Below are 20,761 nucleotides of genomic sequence, written 5' to 3'. Positions count from 1 at the left end.
AACCTACTAAATAACCAAAACTTATTAAGTCTTTAACCGAAATATAACCGCTGTTGGGCGCTTTAAATGAGAGCGTAGGAGTTGAAAATATGGCAAAAAAGGCTCTCTAGTCCCCAGAATTAATTTATGGCAATTACTTTGCAAATTCTCCACGCTTCTGACTTGGAAGCCGGTATCGCTGCTTTAGAAGATGCACCGCGATTTTCTGCTGTGATTAACGCGCTGAAAGCTCAATATCCTGAACAAACACTGATTCTTTCATCGGGTGATAATTACATTCCGGGGCCGTTTTTAGTGGCCGGTGGTGATGCCAGTATGCGGTCTGTTTTAGGTCGAGAAGGAACCGGACGAGCGGATATTGTGATTGCTAATAATATTGGTTTTCAAGCGTCAGCTTTTGGCAACCATGAATTTGATCTTGGCACTGCAACTGTTGGCTCTTTAATTGGTTCGGGAAATGGCTATGTTGGGACTGCTTTTCCTTATCTCAGTGCAAATTTAGACTTTACAAATGATAGCAATTTAGCCGGCTTTGTTGTTGCGGATGGACAAGCACCTCAACCGAAAACAATTGCAAAAAGCACGGTGATTCAAGTGCAAGGGCAACCAGTGGGAATTGTGGGGGCAACGACACCTTTATTGCCTAGTATTTCTTCTCCGGGTGGGGTGGTTGTTTCACCGGCAAATCCCGAAGATTTTGATGCGTTGGCAGCAACAATTCAACCAGCTATAGATGCCTTAGTTGCTCAAGGAATTAATAAGATTATTCTGTTGTCTCATATGCAGCAGTTGCAAGTAGAAATTGACCTGGCTTCGCGGTTGAGAAATGTTGATGTAATTATTGCCGGCGGTTCTCATACTTTGTTGGCAGATAGTACAGATCGTTTGCGGGTTGGTGATACTCCGGGTGGGGTTTATCCCATTTTAGAAACTACGGCAAATGGTGAGCCGGTGGCGATTGTTAATACTGCTGCTAATTATGAATATGTGGGCCGGTTGGTGGCACAATTTGATGATAATGGGTTGTTAATTCCAAGTAGTATTGACCCCAATATTAGCGGTGCCTATGCGACGGATGAGCAAGGGGTGATAGACACCGGCAATGCGGCACCTAACCCGCAAATTGTGGCGGTTACAGATGCGCTTTCTGGGGTAATTTTTAGCAAAGATGGTAATACTTTCGGGAAAACCGAGGTATTTTTAAATGGGGAAAGAAACGATGTCCGCACCCAAGAAACGAATTTCGGAAACCTCACGGCGGATGCGAATTTATCTGCTGCTCAAAAAGTCGATCCGTCGGTGGTAATTTCGATTAAAAATGGTGGTGGAATTCGCGCTTCTATTGGTGCGGTTGTGGGAAGTGGGGGAAATGATCCTAATGCTGGACAAAAAACGCCGCCGGTGGCGAACCCAGAAGCAGGAAAAGAAGCGGGGGAAATTTCGCAATTAGATATCGAAAATTCCTTGAGGTTTAATAATACTCTGACGCTTTTAACGTTGAATGCAGCGCAGTTAAAACAGGTGATTGAGCATGGGGTTGCGGCGACGGCACCAGGGGCAACACCGGGTCAATTTCCGCAAGTTGGAGGGATGGAATTTAGCTTTGATGCGAGTTTGGCTGCGGGGAGTCGGGTGAAATCTTTGGTGGTAAAAAATAGCGCCGGCAATGTGATAGATACTGTAGTAAAAGATGGGGAAATTGTTGGCGATCCACTGCGAACTTTTCGGACGGTTACGCTGAATTTTTTGGCCGGTGGTGGTGATAGTTATCCGTTTCCGGCGTTTGCTGAAACGTTAAATCGTGTTGATTTAGTGCCGGCGGGAACGACGGTTAGTTTTTCGACGGAAGGCGGCGAACAAAAAGCATTAGCGGATTATTTGGCAACGGTGGGAAGTTTTAATGGTGCGGATGTTGCTAATAGTGAAGATGAGCGAATTCAAAATTTAGCAGTACGGCAAGATACGGTGCCGGTGCAAGCTGGATTTAATTTCACAAAATTGGGTAGTTACAGCACCGGCATTACGGGAGAAAGTGCGGCAGAAATTGTTGCCCATGACTCTCAAAGTCAGCGTTTATTTGTGGTAAATGCACAGGCGGCTGTGATTGATGTTTTGGATATTTCTAATCCTACAATTCCCACAAAAGTTGCTGAAATTGATGTCAAACTTTATGGCGCTGTTGCAAATAGTGTGGCGGTGTATTCGCCAGGCGGAGAAAGTGAAAGTATTGTTGCGGTAGCGGTGGAAAATTCCAATAAACAAGCACCCGGAACTATTGCATTTTTTAATACGAATGGGACTTTTTTAAAGTCTGTTGAGGTGGGTGCCCTGCCGGATATGGTAACTTTTAGCCCGGATGGGTTAAAGGTATTGGTGGCAAATGAAGGGGAACCCAGCGACGATTACACTACTGATCCTGAAGGTTCTGTAAGTGTGATTGATTTGTCAAATGGGGTGGCAAATGCGACAGTAACTACGGCATCTTTTACGGCATTTAATGATCAATTGGATGCTTTAAAATCGCAAGGTTTGCGCGTTTTTGGGCCGAATGCAACGCTGGATCAAGATGTAGAACCGGAATATATTACGGTTTCTGGGGATTCACAGACGGCTTGGATTACTTTGCAAGAAAGTAATGCGGTGGCTATTTTGGATATTGCTACGGGGACGATTACAAATATTGTTCCTTTGGGTTTTAAAGATTATGCGGTTAACAATGCGCTTGATGCCAGTGATAGAGATGGGGGAATTAATATCAAAAACTGGCCGGTTTTTGGTATGTATCAACCGGATGCTATCGCCAGTTTTGAAATTAATGGTCAAACGTACATTATCACTGCTAATGAAGGCGACAGCCGCGATTATGATGGTTACAGTGAGGAAACAAGAGTTAAAGATTTAATTCTTGATCAAACAGCTTTTCCTAATGCTGCGGAATTGCAAGCGGATGAAGCATTAGGCCGGTTACAAGTGACGGCGGCAAATGGCGATACGGATGGCGATGGTGATTATGATCAATTGTTTGCTTTTGGGGGCCGGTCGTTTTCAATTTGGGATGCACAAGGCAAGTTAGTTTATGATAGCGGAGATGACTTTGAACGCATTACTGCTGCTTTATTTCCTCAAGCATTTAACTCGGAGGGAGATACAGAAAGTTTTGATACTCGCAGCGACAATAAAGGTGTAGAACCGGAAGCCGTTGTGACTGGCGTTATTGATGGAAAAACTTATGCGTTTATTGGATTAGAACGCATCAGTGGGGTGATGGTTTATGACATTAGTGATCCGACAAAGCCGGTGTTTGTTCACTACTTGAAAAACAATAATTTTAGTGGGGAAACAGGCAATGATATTTCACCGGAAGGGTTGAAGTTTATTTCGGCAGAAAATAGTCCAAATAATCAACCGATGTTGGCAGTTTCTAATGAGGTTAGTGGGACAGTTACGCTATTTGGAATTCCTGCGCCTACGCCAACACCTGAACCTACGCCAACACCTGAACCAACACCAACACCAACACCCCAACCAACGCCAACACCGGCACCAACGCCAACACCGGCACCAACTTCTGATAATGTTCCGGTTCCTAATGCGAATACGGTTGAAAAAACACAGGAGGGAGGAGCAACAGATGATACAATAATTGGCGGTCAAGCTGCGGAAAAATTGAGCGGATTAACCGGCAATGATTGGTTAATTGGTAGCGGCGGAAATGATAATCTTTATGGCAATGATGGCAATGATTTGCTGTTTGGAAATACCGGGGCTGATTATATTGATGCAGGGAACGGTGATGATTTTGTTTTTGCCGGCAAAGATAATGATGTGGTATTGGGATTGGATGGCAATGATATCTTGCTGGGGGAAATAGGAAATGACCTGGTTTATGGCAATAGCGGTAATGATTTGATGTTTGGAAATACCGGCAATGATTCTCTCGAAGGTGGCGACGGAAACGACACCTTACACGGTGGAAAAGATAACGATTTGCTGTTTGGAAATAGCGGGGTTGATATTCTGTGCGGAAATTTGGGGGATGATACGCTTAATGGGGGAGATGGAAATGATTTGATTTTTGGTAATGCTGGCAATGATTTAATTGATAGCGGTGAGGGAAATGATAGCCTTTATGGAGGCAAGGATAATGACAGTTTGACGGGGGAAAATGGCGCTGATTTTCTGGCCGGTGATCTTGGCAATGATACTCTGACGGGGAGTGCAGGAAATGACCGCTTTTTCTTGCAAAAAGGACAGGGTAGTGATGAGATTTTAGATTTTACCAACGGAGAAGATGTGATTGTTTTAGGTGGTGGTTTAACGTTCCAACAGTTAACAATTGCTTCCCAAGGAACGGCAACTTTAATCCGTAGCGGTGACGAGTTGCTGGCTACCCTCAACGGCGTTGATGTTTCGCTGATTGAGGCATCTGATTTTGCGCTGATTTAAGTTGAGATAGGTTGATAAAAAAAAGCCGGTTTGTTTAAATCGGCTTTTTTATTGCCGGCATTGTTTTTGTCGTAATAAGTTATCGGCCCAAACTGCATCTTTTTCAGAGAATGGTGGAGTTGGTTCTTGGTTATAGTCAATTCTGAGATCGTAACTTGCCCTGTGATAGACTCCTTCTAATAGCTCATGTAAATTAATTATCGGCTCAACATCTTCTGATTTCAAAGGAATAGGAAATTTAGGAATATTATCTTGTATATTAAAAGCATATAACTCAGCATTAGGTCGGTGATTTGCTCTACTTACCAAAATGCGATAGTCACTTTCAATGCCATTTTCAAAGGGCAGGTGTTGCCAAGAACGCAATAAATCTATTTCGACTAGATGTGTTGAACTGCCCAAGATTTCTAAACGTTTTTTTTCATAAGTGATGCGGCCTTTTCCAGAACGCTTGTTTGCTGGGGAAATAAGTTCTATTGCTGTTACAACTTCTTGTTTCACCACATCTATAATTTCTAAATATCCTTGTTTAACAATTTCGGGCATCGGTAGGGTTACTGTTAACGGTTCGGTTGCCGGTTCCGCTACGGCGACATTGGTTGTTATGGGGTTTTTTGTAGTTAGCGGACGTTGTACGGAGACATCTGGAACTCCAACCATTATATTTTCTTCGGTTGTTTTATAAATTTCTATTTCAACAGCCACAATATACTTAGGACGAAGTTGTATGGAAAGGTAATCACCCAAGGCTGTAATCAACCTGTGATGGACATCCCGCCATAGTTTACGATTTTCTAAATAAGGATTCATCCCCGGAAAAGGCGAAGGCATAAACTCTCCTCCAAACACAAACCTCCTCTAGTTTAACACCAAAAAAAGAAACGCAGAGGTTCTTCTGCGTTTCTCGGCGTTTTTTATCTGGTTAAAAAATTACCCCAACTTAAAGAAAACAACAGCCAAAGGAGGCAAAGTCAAACTCACAGAAAAATCATGTCCATGACAAGGAATCTCATCAGCATGAACCCCACCAAAATTGCCTAAATTACTACCGCCGTATTCGCCGGCATCACTATTCAAAACTTCTTTCCAAAAACCGGCAGTCGGCACACCAAGGCGGTAATTATAACGAGGAACCGGCGTAAAATTGCAGGCAATAAATACTGTTTCCTCAGCATTTTTACCCTTGCGAATCAAGCTGATAATGCTATTTTCCCAGTCATTACAATCAACCCAATCAAAACCGGCCCAATCAAAATCTAACTCATGCAGTGCCGGTTCTTCGCGGTAAATGTGGTTAAGATCCGCCACCCATTTTTGCAAACCAGAATGCAGAGGATTATCCAACAAATGCCAGTCTAAACTTGTATTATGATTCCACTCACTCCACTGGCCAAACTCGCATCCCATAAACAGCAATTTTTTGGCTGCTTGGGCGTACATATAGCCATAAAGTGCGCGCAAATTAGCGCATTTTTGCCAATAATCCCCCGGCATTTTGTTAATCAGCGAACCTTTGCCATGCACCACTTCATCATGGGAAAGCGGCAAAATAAAGTTTTCATTGAACGCATAAAGCATTCGGAAAGTAAGCTTATTGTGGTGATATTTGCGGTGAATGGGATCTTCAGACATATAACTCAAAGTGTCGTGCATCCACCCCATATCCCACTTAAAACCAAATCCCAAACCGCCTAAATAAGTAGGACGAGAAACCATTGACCAAGAGGTAGACTCTTCGGCAATAGTCATTGTATCAGGAAAATGGGTATAAACCGCTTCATTTAGCCGGCGTAAAAAGGCAATCGATTCGAGGTTTTCATTGCTGCCGTATTGGTTGGGTATCCACTCACCATTTTTGCGGGAATAATCGAGATAAAGCATTGAGGCAACCGCATCTACTCGCAAGCCATCAATGTGACATTGTTCTAGCCAAAAAAAGGCACTGCTAATTAAAAAACTGCGGACTTCATTGCGTCCATAATTAAAAATTGCGCTGTTCCAATCGGGGTGATAACCTTGTCTAGGATCGGCGTGTTCAAAAAGATGTGTTCCGTCAAAATAAGCCAGTCCGTGTAAGTCGGTGGGGAAGTGAGAGGGAACCCAATCTAAGATAACTCCGATATCATTTTGGTGTAAATAATCCACCAAATACATGAAGTCTTGAGGGGTTCCATAGCGGCTTGTGGGGGCAAAAAAGCCGGTGGTTTGATAGCCCCAAGAAGGGTAATAAGGATGTTCAGTTATTGGCAGAAATTCAACGTGGGTAAAGTTCATTTTTTGGATATATTCTGCCAGTTTGGGGGCGAGTTCTCGGTAGGAAAGAGAACGGTTGCCATCTTCGGGCACTCGCATCCATGAACCGATGTGCAATTCGTAGATAGAAATGGGGGAATTGAGGTTATTAATTGCGCTACGTTTTGCCATCCAGTCGCTATCATTCCAGGTGTATTCGCTATCCCAAATAACGGAGGCAGTTTTGGGGGGAACTTCGCTGGCGAGGGCTAGGGTGTCGGCTTTTTCTACTTCGTAATTGTTATGCCCAACGATGTGATATTTGTAGACTGTGCCTTTGGAAAGATTGGGTATAAAGCCTTCCCAAATGCCTGATGAGCCGCGTAATTTTAAAGGATGGCTGTCTTTACTCCAGCCATTAAAATCGCCTTTGACGGCAACATATCGGGCGTTGGGTGCCCAGACTGCAAAATAAGTTCCTTGGGTGCCGTTATGAGTGACAAAATGGGCACCGAGTTTGTTGTAGAGATGGAAGTGGGAACCTTCGTTGAATAAGTAAATATCGTCTTCGGTAATGAGGGAAAAATCTGTGGTGATCGTTGGGTATGTAACAGTCATAATTCTCCTGATTTTTGTTAGTAAGTTGGGCATTGCCCACCGGCGGGTGGGCATAATTTACCCTAAGAAAGTAATTCCAAAATGCGCTGCAAAGGAATGTCTACCCAGTCGGGCCGGTTGTTGAGTTCGTAGCCCAATTCATAGATAGCTTTTTCCAAAATGTAGGCATCCAAAAGCACTTGCAATTCTTGCTGAGTTTGTGGCAAAAATGAGTCTTGGGCGGCGGTTTCTAGGTAAGCATTTAAGAAAGCACTGCTAACCCAAGAGTACCAAAAATGCGCCCATTCTTGCATAATCGGCTCATTTTCAGCCCGCACCATCCCGCTTTCCATTTCATTGCGGACTGCCATTGTGGCCGCATATTTAAAGGATTGTAACATCCCGGCAACGTCGCGTAAAGGTGAGCGTTTCATGCGACGTTCACTTAAAGTGTGGGCCGGCTCTCCTTCAAAGTCTATGATAATAAAATCTTTGCCGGTGTAAAGCACTTGGCCGAGGTGATAGTCGCCATGCAAACGAGTCCGCATTGCAGTGATTTTTTGATTGATAACTAAGCCGAATCGGTCGAGGATTTCTTGTTGCCGGTTGACAACAGATTGAGCCAACTTTTGCGTTTCTGGGGGCAATGTTTTGATTCGTTGTTTTAACAGCAGTAAAATTTTGCCTGACTGGTTGCGAGCATATTGATAAATCGACCGCTGATAAAAAGAGGTAAAAGGTTCCGGGGAAAAGTCGGGATGTTCGGAGTCGGAAGCGAGGGCAAGGTGCAATTCGGCGGTGCGTTTCCCTAAAATTTGAGCATTGGCTAAATAAGCGCCAATGGTGTTTGTTACGAGTTCAGGAATTTCGTTTTCTTCCCATTTAAACGGCGTGGGAAAAGGCAGTTCTCCTATTTCTGCCGGCAGCACTTCAACTCGCTCAAAATAATCTCGCAAGCTATCCAAAGTGTAATCCCAGCTAGTCCGTGCCTCGGTAATTAATTCTTGCAAAATTCCGAGAGTTATGGGTTTACTATTGGGACGTCGGTATTCCAACCAACCGGCAATATTGGCAAAATGTTCTAAGCATTTTGTCTTGCCCAAAAATAGCCCGATTTCCAAATCTGGGTTAATACCTTCCTCAATTTTGCGGAACAGTTTAAGCATGAAGCGATCCCCATAAAAAATTGAGGTATTGCTTTGCTCACCTTTCAAAAGAGAAGGCTCTAAATAAGGAGCATCGCCGCGCAATTGCGGGAATAAATCGGTTAAATGAGCCACTAATTTACCTTCGGCACCCTTAAAGGAAGAATTGCTGGCAATAGCATCCAAGGGGAAGGTTAAAAAGCTCTTATCTGCCACTGCATCAAATAAGATTCCTGCTTCATTTTTATTGGCCATTTGCAAGCGAGCCACAACTGCTTGAGACGTTTCTGTTAACAAGTTTGCCGCTTGTTCGCCCTCAGCATAAGAAAGCAACAAAACATACGTTTCAGGATCTCCTTGAATGTAATCAACTTTCAAGAAAATCATTTGAGCGTGAACATCCTTGTAAGGCAGAGAAATTGTCTCTATAATTTGCGTAGATTGAATGGGGCGAGCTTTGCCACCAAACCACCGGCATCCTTGCAAATAATCAGGCAAAATCGCTTCTAATTTTGACGCAAACTTGCGAGTTTCTAAAGACTGTGCCTGAGCAAAAATCTTTTCAAAATTACTATGCTCGACTGTTAAAAGCGGTAATTGTGATTGCGCTCTGGGCAGACTGGTTAAACTTGGTTGCAGTTTGAGACTAAACCAATAAAACCCATAGGGACTAATGCTGAGAAAATAAGACGTTTCGCTAATAGGCGGAAACTCAGTGCGACCAAAAATTTCCACCGGCACCATGCCTTTAAATGCCGACAAATCTAACTCAACGGTTTGCACAAACCGCGATAAATTCGCCACCACCAAAATATGCTCATCATTGTAGGTGCGGGTAAATGCCAAAACTTTGCGGTTATCTGGATGCAATAATTCAAACGTTCCTCGCCCCAATGCCTGAAAGCGATTTCGCGTGGCAATTAAGCGTTTCATCCAATACCAAAGCGAGTTAGGATTAGCCCGTTGTGCCTCCACATTCACGGCTGTAAAGTGATATTCCGAATCAATAATTACCGGCAAATACAACTTTTGCGGATTGGCTTGTGAGAAACCGGCATTGCGATCTGGACTCCACTGCATCGGAGTTCTTACCCCATTGCGATCTCCCACATAAACATTATCTCCCATGCCAATTTCATCGCCATAATAAAGCACCGGCGTTCCTGGCAAAGACAACAACAAACTATTCAATAATTGAATCTGCCGGCGGTCATTTCCTAATAGCGGTGCTAAGCGCCGGCGGATGCCCAAATTCACCCGCATTTCTTGGTCTTGAGCATAAACCCTGTACATATAATCCCGGTCTTCATCTGTTACCATTTCCAGGGTTAATTCATCGTGATTTCGCAGGAAAACCGCCCATTGACAATTATCTGGTATCGGGGGAGTTTGGGCCAAAATATCGCTAATTGGAAAGTTATCTTCCATCCGCAATGACATAAATAAACGCGGCATCAAGGGGAAATGAAAATTCATGTGGCATTCATCCCCTTGCCCATAATATTGTGCCGCATCTTCTGGCCATTGATTTGCCTCGGCAAGCAGCATTCTGTTGGGGAAATTCTGATCAACGTGCCGGCGCAATTTCTTCAAAAATTCATGGGTTTCTGGCAAGTTTTCGCAGTTTGTTCCCTCGCGTTCATAGAGGTAGGGGACGGCATCCAAACGTAACCCATCTACTCCCATTTCTAGCCAAAAATCCAGCACATCAATAACCGCTTTTTGCACGGCTGGGCTGTCATAGTTTAAATCTGGTTGGTGGGAGTAAAACCGGTGCCAATAATAACTTTGAGCAACGGCATCCCAACTCCAGTTAGAGCTTTCAAAATCTTTGAAAATAATTCTGGCTTCTTTGTATTTTTCTGGGTGATCCGTCCAGACATAAAAATCGCGTTCGGGGCTACCTTTCGGGGCTTTTCTTGCCCGTTGAAACCAGGGGTGTTGGTCGGAAGTGTGGTTAACAATTAACTCAATAATTACCCGCAACCCGCGCTGATGTGAGGCAGCTAAAAAGTCTTGAAAATCCTCTAATGTGCCGTAAATTGGGTTTACTGATGTGTAATCTGAAATATCATAGCCGTCATCTTTTAAAGGAGACGGAAAAAAGGGCAATAACCAAAGTGCCGTTACGCCCAAATCTTGCAAATAATCGAGTTTTTCTGTTAAGCCACGAAAATCGCCAATACCATCGCCATTACTGTCTGCAAAAGCCCGCACCGGCACTTCATAAATAATCGCATTCTTAAACCACAATGGATCGTCTTTTAAAATCGTATTTGTCATTTGGAACCCTGTTTTATTCAAGTGTTTTTTGTTTTGGAAAGGGAGGCGCTCGTTTGTGAGAAGGAGCCTCCGCCTGCTCTATCTTGTTACCAGGCTCAGCCTGGTAACAAGGGAACGAAGAAATTACTGCCGAAGCCAGAAAATATGAGCCGGCTTCTGATAGGGATTGAGTTCGAGATAATTATATTCACCCCGCCAGGTGTAATGTTCATCATTGAGTAAGTCGTGCAATTCATAAGCCTGACTTGCATCAATGCCAAACGTTTGCAAGGGTAAATACATCCACCCTGATTGTGTGTTAAAAGGATCGAGATTTACCACTACTAAAATAATATCGCTCAAGTCTTCTGTTTGTTTGGTATAACAGATGATTTGCTCGTTATTGATTTCTTGAAATTTCAAGCTTTGATTACTTTGCAAGGCTCGATGGGTGCGACGAATTCCATTGACCCGTGAAATCATATTTTTGATGCTGTAAGGACTGTTTAAATCCCAATGGCGAATCTGATATTTTTCCGAGTCGAGATATTCTTCGCTTCCGGGTCGCACGGGCCGGTTTTCGCACACTTCAAAGGCCGGCCCATAAATGCCATAAGTCGCCGCTAGTGTCGCCGCCAACACATAGCGAATCATAAATGCCGGTCGTCCCCCATGCTGCAAATATTCATGCAAAATATCGGGGGTATTTGGCCATACATTGGGGCGGAAAATATCGCTGGCCGGCGGGGTTGTGAGTTCGGTAAAATATTGGCTTAATTCCCATTTCGCATTTCGCCAAGTGAAATAGGTATAAGACTGGCTAAACCCCATTTTTCCCAACCGATACATCATTTTTGGCCGGGTAAATGCTTCTGCTAAAAACAGCACTTCGGGATGTTTTTTCTTTACTTCACCAATCATCCATTCCCAAAAGTAAAATGATTTGGTATGGGGATTATCTACGCGAAAAATTTTAACGCCTTGCTCAATCCAAAAATCCACCACGCTTTTTAACTCTTGCCAAAGATTCTCCCAATCTTCGGTTTCAAAGTCTATCGGGTAGATATCTTGATATTTTTTTGGTGGGTTTTCGGCATATTGAATTGTGCCATCAGGCCGGGATTTAAACCACTGCGGATGCTCTTTGACATAGGGGTGATCGGGCGAGCATTGATAGGCTAAATCAAGGGCAATTTCAATGTTATACTCAGCGACTTTTTTGACAAATTCTTTAAAGTCAGCTATTGTGCCTAAGTCGGGATGAATTGCTTTGTGGCCTCCGTCCGCCGAACCAATGCCCCAAGGCACTCCTACATCTGCCGGTTCCGCAGTCGTCGAGTTGTTTTTGCCTTTGCGAAATTGATATCCAATTGGATGAATTGGAGGCAAATAAAGCACATCAAAACCCAATTCTGCAATGTAGGGTAATCGAGCAATCGCATCTTTAAAATTGCCGTGTTTTTCAGGTTGGCCGCACGAGCGCGGAAACATTTCATACCAAGCGCTAAATCGTGCTTTTTCTCGGTCTACAACGATGGGAAGTTCTTTTTCGTAGGTTGTGGCAAAACTCCGGTCTGGATATTTTTTCATTAAACCGGCAATATGCTCGGAAAAAACTTTTTGCTCGATGTTATAAGGGTCTTCTTTTTGGATTAAACGCAACGTTTCTGCCCAGCTTTGCAGTTGGGATTGATCGTTGCCGGTGGCTCGCTGACTTGCTGCTTCCACCAATTGCGCCCCAATTAATAAATCAACCGAAACATCTTGGCCCGCTTGGACTTTTTTACCCATTGCTTTGCGCCAGGTTAAAAAATGATCGACCCAGGCGGTGATGGTATAGACATAACGCCCGATTTCTGTGACGGTAAAGTTGCCATACCAGCGGTCATTAACAAGGTAAAAAAGCGGCGCTTCTAACCAGGCGGGCGAGTCTTCCTTTCGGTATAAAATTACACCGGAAATTTCGTCGTGTCCGTCGCAAAACATATCGACTTCAACGCGAAGAGATTCGCCGGTTGTTCGTTTGATGGGAAATTTTCCGCCATCAATTTCTGGCGAAATTCCCTCTATTTGTACTCTTTTCCTACCTTCTGCTACCAACATTTGTAATGGTTCCTTTGCTTGCGTCTTCAGGCAACAGTCGCCATAGGCATTTCGCGCCCTCGCTTAAAGGGGCGTTAAATATATCGGACTGTTGAATGTTTTTGAACTGTCACTAAACGCGCAGTTCAATCGGGGCAATGGGTTTTTATTCTTATTAATAAGCTATCGGAAATCGCCCGGGCGAACATCTGTCAGAGGTAAGATGAATGGTTGAGTTTCTAACTGCAAGCAATCAGACTCACCCATTAATAAAATATGTAGTTTTCTGTATCCAGAGTAACAGAAAATTCCCACAGCAAGCTGTGCCATTAGTGGGATGCACCGGCCCGTTCGCAAGAGATAAACTAATAGCATAAAGATCAAAGGAGTATAAATTTTTATGGCTAAGATTGAATTTAAGTTATTTGCTCCCTATAACAATCAAGCTAAACTGATTGGTTCTTTTTGTGATTGGCAAGAAATTGCTATGCAAAAAGACGATAAGGGTTATTTCCGCAGCGTTGTTGATTTGAAAGATGGCGTTTATCAATATAAATTTCGCATCCAGTCTCAAAGTTGGTCACTACCTCCTGATGAATGGGTGGAGATTAACGATCCCTATGTAACTAAAATTGACGCGCAATCAAAAAATGGAATTGTTCGCATCAAAGATGGGGAAAGAATTATTGATACCTATGTCTGGCGACATGATGATAAACACCTACCCAGCGATAGCGAATTAATAATTTATGAAATGCACGTTGAAGATTTTTCTGGAGGTGAGGGAGATGAAGGTAAGAAGGGAACTTATCAAGATGTGATTGATAAGTTAGATTATTTATCTGATTTGGGAATTAACGCCATTCAATTGATGCCGGTGGGTGAATGTCCGGGGGATGATTACTCCTGGGGTTATACGCCGAGTTTATTTTTTGCACTCAATCCCCGTTACGGTTCTACCGAAGATTTAAAACGCCTGATTGATGAGTGTCATGGCCGAGGAATTCGGGTGATTTTAGACCAACTTTATAATCATTGTTCGGAAGATAATCCGCTGTTTCAAATTAACCGAGATTACTGGTTTTACCATGACCGGCATCACCCTGGAGATCAGTATTATTGGGGGCCAGAATTTAATTACGATCATTATGATGAAAATCTCGGCATCTCTCCGGCGAAAGAGTTTATGGGGGATGTGGTTCGTTATTGGATTCAAGAATATCACATTGATGGCATTCGCTATGATGCCCTCAAACAATTAGATAATTTTCCGTTTCTTGAATGGCTTACCAGCGAGGCAAAAAAAGCTGCCGGTGACAAACCTTTTTATAATATTGGTGAGCACGTCCCCGAAAAACCGGAAATTGTTGCACCTAACGGGCCGATGGATGCCTGTTGGCATGACAGCTTCCATCATTTTATTGTCTCAGAACTTTGTACAAATACGTTTGATTTAGAGAACCTTGAGCAGGTTTTAGATCCGCGCCGGCAAGACTATCCTGTCGGTGTTTCAAAGGTGATTAATTATCTCAGCAATCACGACCAAAACCGCTTAATTCGAGATTTTGGAAATTGCGGCATTTTTGATGAACCTGCTTTTCAACGCATTGAATTAGCGGCAACTATTTTGATGACAGCCCCCGGCGTTCCGATGATTTGGATGGGGCAAGAATTTGCCGAATATACGCGCCGAAAACCCAATGAAAAGAATGCTTTGCATTGGGCTTTGTTAAACAATGACAGCAATCGCAATTTGTTTAATTTTTACAAAGGCTTAATTGCGATGCGAAAAGAGAATTACCATGCTCTTTTGATGTCTGATATTGACTTTTTTCACGAAAATACAGATAGTCATGTTTTGGCTTATGTTCGCTGGAACAATGAGGGGTCACGGGTGGTGGTTGTTGTTAATTTTTCGGGCGATTATTTGGCCGGTTATATGGTTCCAAATTTCCCTGAAAATGGCACTTGGCATGAGTGGAAAGATAATTATGATGTGACGGTGGAAAATAACCAGTTGATGATTGATTTGCCGGAATTTACTGCTAAGGTTTTTCTCTGGAAATAATCTTTTTCTTAACTGTTTTTTCGTAACCAGCCTCACCCTGGTTACGAAGTGAAAAAAACGATTACTCCTTCACAATTGCATCTAAAATTACATCAGCCCCAAACCGTACAGGATCAATGCAGGGAAGGCCGGTTTCTTGTTGAGTTTGGGCGATAGAGGCGGTGGCTGCTTGCTCGTCGAGGTGATGGGTGTTGAGGGCGACGGCGACAACGCGGGCAGGTTCTAAGGCACCGGCTGCACCGGCCACTGCTTCGTAGAGTTGGATAACTGCCGACAAGGGGGGTATCAAAACGTGAGGATTATTTTTGACGTGAAGTTGACCGGCGCGGTGAACTAATACTAAGTGAGTCGCTTGTGACCCCCGCAATAAAGGTAAAGTCGCCGTTGAGCCAGGGTGTAAAAGTGAGCCTTGGCCTTCTATATACAAAATATCAAAGTCGCTGCCATAGCGCATCACCATTTGCTCGACGGCACCGGCTGCAAAGTCTACGCGGACGGCATCAAGGGCAATTCCATCGCCGGCAATCATTAAGCCAGCTTGGCCGGTGGCGAGAAATTTGGATTGCAAGCCGCGCCGGTGGGAGGCGCCATTAAGTTCAATGCTTGTAGACATTTTGCCAACGCTCATATCTGTACCGACGGTGAGGACGCGCCGGCAATTCAGTGTTCTGGCTCTGGCAGCGCCAATGCTTAACCCTGGCGGTTCTTGGCGCATATCCCAAATCCATTGTCCCGGTTGCAAGTCTGTTTCGGCTTCGGGCGCGACTTTGGTGTGCAGTCCGTTTGCGATGGATATGCCTGCTTTGATGGCTTGTTTAACTTCGGCTATCCATTCGGGGGGCAGGGCTCCGCCGGAAGGGGCGATGCCAATGGCGAGGACGTTGGGGTTATATGTGAGGGCTTCTTGAAGTGAGGCAACAATGGGAATATTGCGTGGGATGCCGGTTAGTTTTGTGAGGGATTCTCCAGCACTTTGTTTATCGATGACGGCGACGATTTCGGCTTGGCTGAAACGGAGAAGGGCTAGGCCGGTTTTTCCTGATGTTCCTTTTATGCCTTCATGTAATAGGATGGCGAGGCGATGTTGGGGGGTTAGCATGATTTTTTAACCGCAGATAAACGCAGATAAACGCAGATGAAGACTGATGAATGAAATTGTGGTTATGGGTGGGTTTTTGTGACGCCTATTCCTGGGTTTTCGTTGGGGGTTAAACAGCCTTTTTGGAGGGTGGCGCCGGTGAAGAAATCGTCGGTGAGGTTTAGGTGGCTGTCTAGGTCTAAATAATCGGCTAGGGGTGCTAGGTGGGACATGGCTGTGTTGGCTAATGTACTGTCAGAATAGCACCCAAACATGATTTGTAATCCGCAGGCTTTGGCGGTGTGAATCATTCGCAGAGCTTCGGTTAATCCACCGGCTTTCATTAGTTTTATGTTAATACCATCGACGCAGTTTGCCAAGGGGGGAATGTCTCGACTTGTAAAGCAACTTTCGTCTACAAAAATTGGCAGGGGTGAGCGTTTTTTGAGGGCGGGTAGGTCGTTTTCTTGGCCGCGAGGTAGCGGTTGTTCTACATATTTTATTTGCTGTTCTGCCAGCCATTCACTCATTTTGATGGCGTTTTCTAGGTTCCATCCGCCGTTGGCATCTATGGTAATTTGGGTTGTGGTGGGGGCTTGTTCTTTGACTGCTAAAATGATTGCTTTGTCTGCTTCTATTCCATCGGGGCTTCCCAGTTTTACTTTTAATATTTTGGCTTGGGTTAAATTTAGCCAGTCTCGGACTCTTTCTTTTACTTTTTCGGGGGTGTTGATGCCAATGGTTACTGATGTGGGGGGGATATAAGTTGAATTTAAACCCCACATTTTCCAGAGGGGCATTTGGGCTTTTTTTCCTATCCAATCATGCAGGGCTGTGTCAATGGCGGCGCGGGCTGCGGAGGGGGTTTTTAGTTCGTTTAATACTCGTTCTATTTGTTGCCGGTTGTGGGGATTAAAGGTTTCGGAAATTTGCGAAATAGTTTGTAAGGCTTTGAGGAGAATTTCTGTTGTTTGCGGTTCAATGCCGGTGGAAAATGGCGAGGCTTCTCCCCATCCTTCTATGCCTTCATGTTCTATTTTTACCCAAATATTCGTTGTTTGGGCTGTGGTTCCCCGACTGATGGTGAGGGCAAAGCGTTTATGGACTGTGAAGGGTTGGATTTCTATTTTCATGGTGTCGTTTTTTTACTATTTTTAGTTTACTGTTAGGCCGGTGTATTTTTTATGGTGATTTTTGGGTCATTTTTTAACCGCAGATAAACGCAGATAAACGCAGATAAAAAAAATGGGTTTATTCGGTAGGGTAATTGCGGAGAAGTTCGCGGGTTTCTACTAGGATTTTGCCGAGCATATTTTTGCCGGTGCCGTCTTTTCCGCATCCCCAATAATAATCTATGGGGGAGTTTTCGATGATGTCTTCAGTGCCGGTTTCTAATAAAATTTGGCGGATTTCTGGGTGAGTTTGAAATTTTTTGAGTACGGCTTTTCGCATGATATCATCTTTAACTTTTTCCCAGTCGGAACGCAGGGGACGTTTGCGATCTCTCCCCATTTTTGCTGCATCTTTTGGGGTTTTTGCTGTTGCAATTTGCTCTGCATGGGGAGTGCCGGCAAATTTTTGAGCTTGAAAGTAATGTTCGGAGGTTGGCCAGTAAACTCCGTCTAGTTCAAAACCATGCGCGGAAAAGTTGGAAAAGCAGCCGTATTTATCGCCGGTAGTGTAAAAGTAAATTGTCATGCAAAAAATCCTCAATTGCCAGAGCAGAGACTATACCACTATAATAACAATTTGATTGGGAAATCAATATATATTGAAACCTCATCATAACAACTACCTTCACCGGCCTAATTTTAAATCTCCCTTTCTCTGCCATAATTTTCTTCTATCATCTGTTATAGGCTGGGTTGATCAGCGGTTTATTTAATCAACCGCAAATCGACGCAGCCTATAGCAAATAAGCAATTAATGTTTGCCAAAATTTAATACTCAATCATCTCAAAATCAAAAGCCGGATGTTCTCCACCCAAAGCCATCTTAACAATATTATCGCAAATTTTTAAACCATTTTCGCTATTCGTTAAAATCACAGCGCCGGTTTGAAACATCCGCGAACCCAAAGCAAAACTTTTATAAATTCCGCTATCCCCCCAATGCCAAAAAAAATCACCATTGCGAGTCTTTTCAACACCCCAACCCAACCCCCAACCCAAATTAGAATTAATCGCACTATTTTGCCGAACCATTTGCGCCAAACTATCCTCATTCAGACGAAACGGGTTATCATAAACCCCCGGTTCCATCATCGCCATTAAAAACTTAGCATAATCCGTAACATTCGTTCGCAAACTGCCCGCTGAAACAGCCTCTTTTGGCCGGTTTAAAGGATAAACCTTACCCCCCCGATCATGCCCATTTGCCGCCATAGACTCAAAAGCCGGCCTCCAAACATAACTACTATTTACCATCCCCAACGGTGCAAAAAAATTGCGAATCATATAATCATTAAAATTCTCTTTTGTCAATCGTTCCACCACACTTTGCAAATAAATAAAACCCTCACTCGAATAACCAAATTTCGCCCCCGGATTAAAATCAAACCACACCGGCTCATCCCCACTCCAATTAGGAAAACCCGCCGTATGAGCAAGCACCATTCGAGTAGTAACCTGTTGAATCCTCTCATCAGAAATATAAGGTTTTGCAGTATAATTAGTTAAAGGCAAATCAAGACTCAACTGCCCCCGTTCGCACATTTTCAGCGCCGCATAAGCAAACACCGGCTTACTCAAAGAAGCCGCAGCAAACACCGTATTTTCTGTTACTCGTTCCCCCGTTTGGACACTTTTCACCCCAAAGCCACCCGCCCACAAAACACGCCCCTCCCTAACAACCGCAACCGCCGCCCCCGGCACCCTTGCTTGCTGCATAAGCTCAGGTATATAACGTTCCAAATTCGCAACAATTTTATCCCCAGAAACCTCCGGTTTCAACTGAGCGCAAGCCTTAGATCCCGCAGTCGAAGCAAAACCCAAAAACGCCGAACCACCATACTGAAGAAACCGACGACGCGAAAACTTGACAGACATCCTTACTTATCCTAAAAACCTGTACCTTTGCATACTTCAAACATTTTGCAGCATATCGTGACAAATCAGAAACAGCAAATCCTACCAACCCTCCTACAAAACCAAAAAACCCTAAATACCCTCTTGTACCAAGCTGTGAAACCTCAGTGACCTCGCCTTGAACACCCAACCTTAAAATCTCATCACCTACGCCTACTTAGCCCCCCTCTAAAAAAAGAGGGGGCAACTTAAACACCAACCTTAAAGTCTAGCATGAGCCGACAAAATCAACTCCTCAGTTTCCTCCCAACCAATACACTTATCCGTCACAGAAACCCCATACTTCAACTGTGCCAAATCACAAGGGATTGATTGACCGCCCTCATATAAATTAGACTCAATCATCATCCCCACCAGCAATTTATTTCCCTCAATCATTTGGTCAATCACACTATTAAAAACCACCCCTTGTTTGCGGTGGTCTTTACTCGAATTGCCATGACTGCAATCAATCACAATATTCGTCGGCAAATTCGCCGCCTTTAACTTTTCCGCCACCGCCGTAACGTGCTGCGTGCCATAGTTCGGGCCGGTGTTTCCCCCCCGTAAAATAATATGAGCATAGGGATTTCCCTTCGTCTTAAAAACACACACCAAACCCCGCGCATTAATCCCCAAAAAACTGTGAGGAGTACGCGCTGCTTGCATCGCATTTAGCGCCACCTCAATACTGCCATCCGTACTATTTTTAAAACCCACCGGCATCGAAAGACCACTAGCCATTTCCCGGTGAGTTTGCGATTCCGTAGTCCGCGCCCCTATCGCAGTCCAGCTAATCAATTCCCCAATATATTGAGGCACAATTGGATCAAGCGCTTCTGTCGCCGTTGGTAAATCTAAATCCGTGATTTTTAACAAAAAACTTCGCGCCAATTCCAACCCCTTCTCAATCTGAAAAGAATCATCCATATCTGGGTCATTAATTAACCCTTTCCACCCCACCGTAGTTCTAGGTTTCTCAAAATAAACACGCATAATCAACAAAAACTTATCTTTGACTTTTTCCGATAAACTTTTGAGGCGATGGGCATATTCTTCACCAGCTTTGATATCATGGATCGAACAAGGGCCAACCACGATAAATTTACGATTATCTTTTGCTTCTAAAATATCTTGTATTTCTTTGCGGTACTTCGCCACAGTATTGCTATTCGCCACCGTCAAAGGCAGTTTTGATTTTATTTCAAGCGGACTTATCAAAATCTGCGCTGTTTCTATATTTGTGTCTAAAATTTTATTCGGCATTGAGGCAGACCTCCTGATCAGCTTTTCGTGTAAACACTTGAACATTGTTTTTTTTTGGGATGCAAATCCCTCTTCCCTATGATAGACCCTTGAGGACAGACCCATCTAGGGGGGTATAATTAAAAAAATATTTGAGTTCTTGACATTTGCCTCCCAAATATGCAGCCATCACTTGATGCCGATGCAATTTATGAGATTAAGCTTCAGGAAATTTTGATCTCACTCTCAGCATTTGCAGCCAACCAATCACTAAAACAGCCCCTCAAAAAAACAAAGAATCTATCCAACCCAACATCCCCAAACCAATACCAAACCTGGTATAATTAGAGGCAAAGACAAAAAACCATACCAACCTCAAAAATTCCCCTCACCTCCAAAAGTCAAGCAAAATACAGCCACCGGCCCAACAAACATAAGGCCAGAGCAACTCTTCTTGACAGCAAAATTCAGCCGGCATAAAACTTAGCCAGCCCCAATTTTCATTAGATATCATTGTGGCTGGATGCCGGCACCAGGAGCC

General features: G+C 43.8%; 11 protein-coding genes. 2 read left to right on the top strand and 9 right to left on the bottom strand.

The window, feature by feature from the left end; translation table 11 throughout:
* The first annotated feature begins 126 nt into the window (after positions 1 to 126).
* Positions 127 to 4,446: a choice-of-anchor I family protein gene (locus NG798_RS07985; RefSeq protein WP_261221748.1), complete on the top strand. Its 4,320-nt coding sequence runs from the start codon at positions 127 to 129 to the stop codon at positions 4,444 to 4,446.
* A gap of 48 nt (positions 4,447 to 4,494) precedes the next feature.
* On the opposite strand, the gene NG798_RS07980 is transcribed toward NG798_RS07985, so the two are convergent.
* The 4 genes from NG798_RS07980 to NG798_RS07965 all read right to left on the bottom strand — a co-directional run bounded on the left by NG798_RS07980 (position 4,495) and on the right by NG798_RS07965 (position 12,785).
* Positions 4,495 to 5,277 (bottom strand): DUF4058 family protein, encoded by a 783-nt coding sequence (locus NG798_RS07980; RefSeq protein ID WP_261221746.1) that lies wholly within the window; start codon positions 5,275 to 5,277, stop codon positions 4,495 to 4,497.
* 99 nt (positions 5,278 to 5,376) lie between these two features.
* Positions 5,377 to 7,296: a 1,4-alpha-glucan branching protein GlgB gene (gene glgB, locus NG798_RS07975; protein WP_261221743.1), complete on the bottom strand. Its 1,920-nt coding sequence runs from the start codon at positions 7,294 to 7,296 to the stop codon at positions 5,377 to 5,379.
* Positions 7,297 to 7,358: 62 nt separating this feature from the next.
* On the bottom strand, positions 7,359 to 10,703 hold the full coding sequence (gene treS, locus NG798_RS07970; protein ID WP_261221741.1) for a maltose alpha-D-glucosyltransferase: 3,345 nt from the start codon (positions 10,701 to 10,703) through the stop codon (positions 7,359 to 7,361).
* A gap of 123 nt (positions 10,704 to 10,826) precedes the next feature.
* The gene (locus tag NG798_RS07965) at positions 10,827 to 12,785 is read right to left on the bottom strand and encodes an alpha-1,4-glucan--maltose-1-phosphate maltosyltransferase (RefSeq protein ID WP_261221739.1); all 1,959 of its coding nucleotides are present in this window, start codon (positions 12,783 to 12,785) and stop codon (positions 10,827 to 10,829) included.
* 379 nt (positions 12,786 to 13,164) lie between these two features.
* Between NG798_RS07965 and NG798_RS07960 the strand changes: the two genes are divergently transcribed.
* Positions 13,165 to 14,832 carry an alpha-amylase family glycosyl hydrolase gene (locus NG798_RS07960; RefSeq protein ID WP_261221737.1) on the top strand — a complete coding sequence of 556 codons (1,668 nt, stop codon included), beginning with the start codon at positions 13,165 to 13,167 and terminating at the stop codon, positions 14,830 to 14,832.
* Between the two features lie 61 nt (positions 14,833 to 14,893).
* On the opposite strand, the gene NG798_RS07955 is transcribed toward NG798_RS07960, so the two are convergent.
* The 5 genes from NG798_RS07955 to NG798_RS07935 all read right to left on the bottom strand — a co-directional run bounded on the left by NG798_RS07955 (position 14,894) and on the right by NG798_RS07935 (position 20,241).
* Positions 14,894 to 15,931, bottom strand: coding sequence for a DUF1611 domain-containing protein (locus NG798_RS07955; RefSeq protein WP_261221735.1), 1,038 nt, complete (start codon positions 15,929 to 15,931; stop codon positions 14,894 to 14,896).
* Between the two features lie 62 nt (positions 15,932 to 15,993).
* Entirely contained in the window at positions 15,994 to 17,043 is a 1,050-nt protein-coding gene (locus NG798_RS07950; protein WP_261221734.1) for a dipeptide epimerase, read from the bottom strand.
* A 118-nt stretch (positions 17,044 to 17,161) separates the two neighbouring features.
* Entirely contained in the window at positions 17,162 to 17,608 is a 447-nt protein-coding gene (locus tag NG798_RS07945; protein ID WP_261221733.1) for an NADAR family protein, read from the bottom strand.
* A gap of 242 nt (positions 17,609 to 17,850) precedes the next feature.
* Positions 17,851 to 18,957, bottom strand: a complete 1,107-nt coding sequence (locus NG798_RS07940; protein ID WP_261221730.1) for a serine hydrolase — start codon at positions 18,955 to 18,957, stop codon at positions 17,851 to 17,853.
* Between the two features lie 240 nt (positions 18,958 to 19,197).
* Complete coding sequence (locus tag NG798_RS07935; RefSeq protein WP_261221728.1) at positions 19,198 to 20,241, bottom strand: 3-deoxy-7-phosphoheptulonate synthase; 1,044 nt, start codon at positions 20,239 to 20,241, stop codon at positions 19,198 to 19,200.
* Positions 20,242 to 20,761 lie beyond the last annotated feature (520 nt).

The sequence above is a fragment of the Ancylothrix sp. D3o genome, from assembly GCF_025370775.1.
Taxonomy (GTDB): domain Bacteria; phylum Cyanobacteriota; class Cyanobacteriia; order Cyanobacteriales; family Oscillatoriaceae; genus Ancylothrix.
The sequence above is the reverse complement of the archived record's forward strand: the minus strand, read 5'-3'. Positions and strand labels throughout refer to the sequence as shown.

Excerpts from the sequence above, each read along its gene's own strand:
- NG798_RS07985 (WP_261221748.1), top strand. The coding sequence starts at position 127 with ATGGCAATTACTTTGCAAATTCTCCACGCTTCTGACTTGGAAGCCGGT.
- NG798_RS07980 (WP_261221746.1), bottom strand. The coding sequence starts at position 5,277 with ATGCCTTCGCCTTTTCCGGGGATGAATCCTTATTTAGAAAATCGTAAA.
- glgB (WP_261221743.1), bottom strand. The coding sequence starts at position 7,296 with ATGACTGTTACATACCCAACGATCACCACAGATTTTTCCCTCATTACC.
- treS (WP_261221741.1), bottom strand. The coding sequence starts at position 10,703 with ATGACAAATACGATTTTAAAAGACGATCCATTGTGGTTTAAGAATGCG.
- NG798_RS07965 (WP_261221739.1), bottom strand. The coding sequence starts at position 12,785 with ATGTTGGTAGCAGAAGGTAGGAAAAGAGTACAAATAGAGGGAATTTCG.
- NG798_RS07960 (WP_261221737.1), top strand. The coding sequence starts at position 13,165 with ATGGCTAAGATTGAATTTAAGTTATTTGCTCCCTATAACAATCAAGCT.
- NG798_RS07955 (WP_261221735.1), bottom strand. The coding sequence starts at position 15,931 with ATGCTAACCCCCCAACATCGCCTCGCCATCCTATTACATGAAGGCATA.
- NG798_RS07950 (WP_261221734.1), bottom strand. The coding sequence starts at position 17,043 with ATGAAAATAGAAATCCAACCCTTCACAGTCCATAAACGCTTTGCCCTC.
- NG798_RS07945 (WP_261221733.1), bottom strand. The coding sequence starts at position 17,608 with ATGACAATTTACTTTTACACTACCGGCGATAAATACGGCTGCTTTTCC.
- NG798_RS07940 (WP_261221730.1), bottom strand. The coding sequence starts at position 18,957 with ATGTCTGTCAAGTTTTCGCGTCGTCGGTTTCTTCAGTATGGTGGTTCG.
- NG798_RS07935 (WP_261221728.1), bottom strand. The coding sequence starts at position 20,241 with ATGCCGAATAAAATTTTAGACACAAATATAGAAACAGCGCAGATTTTG.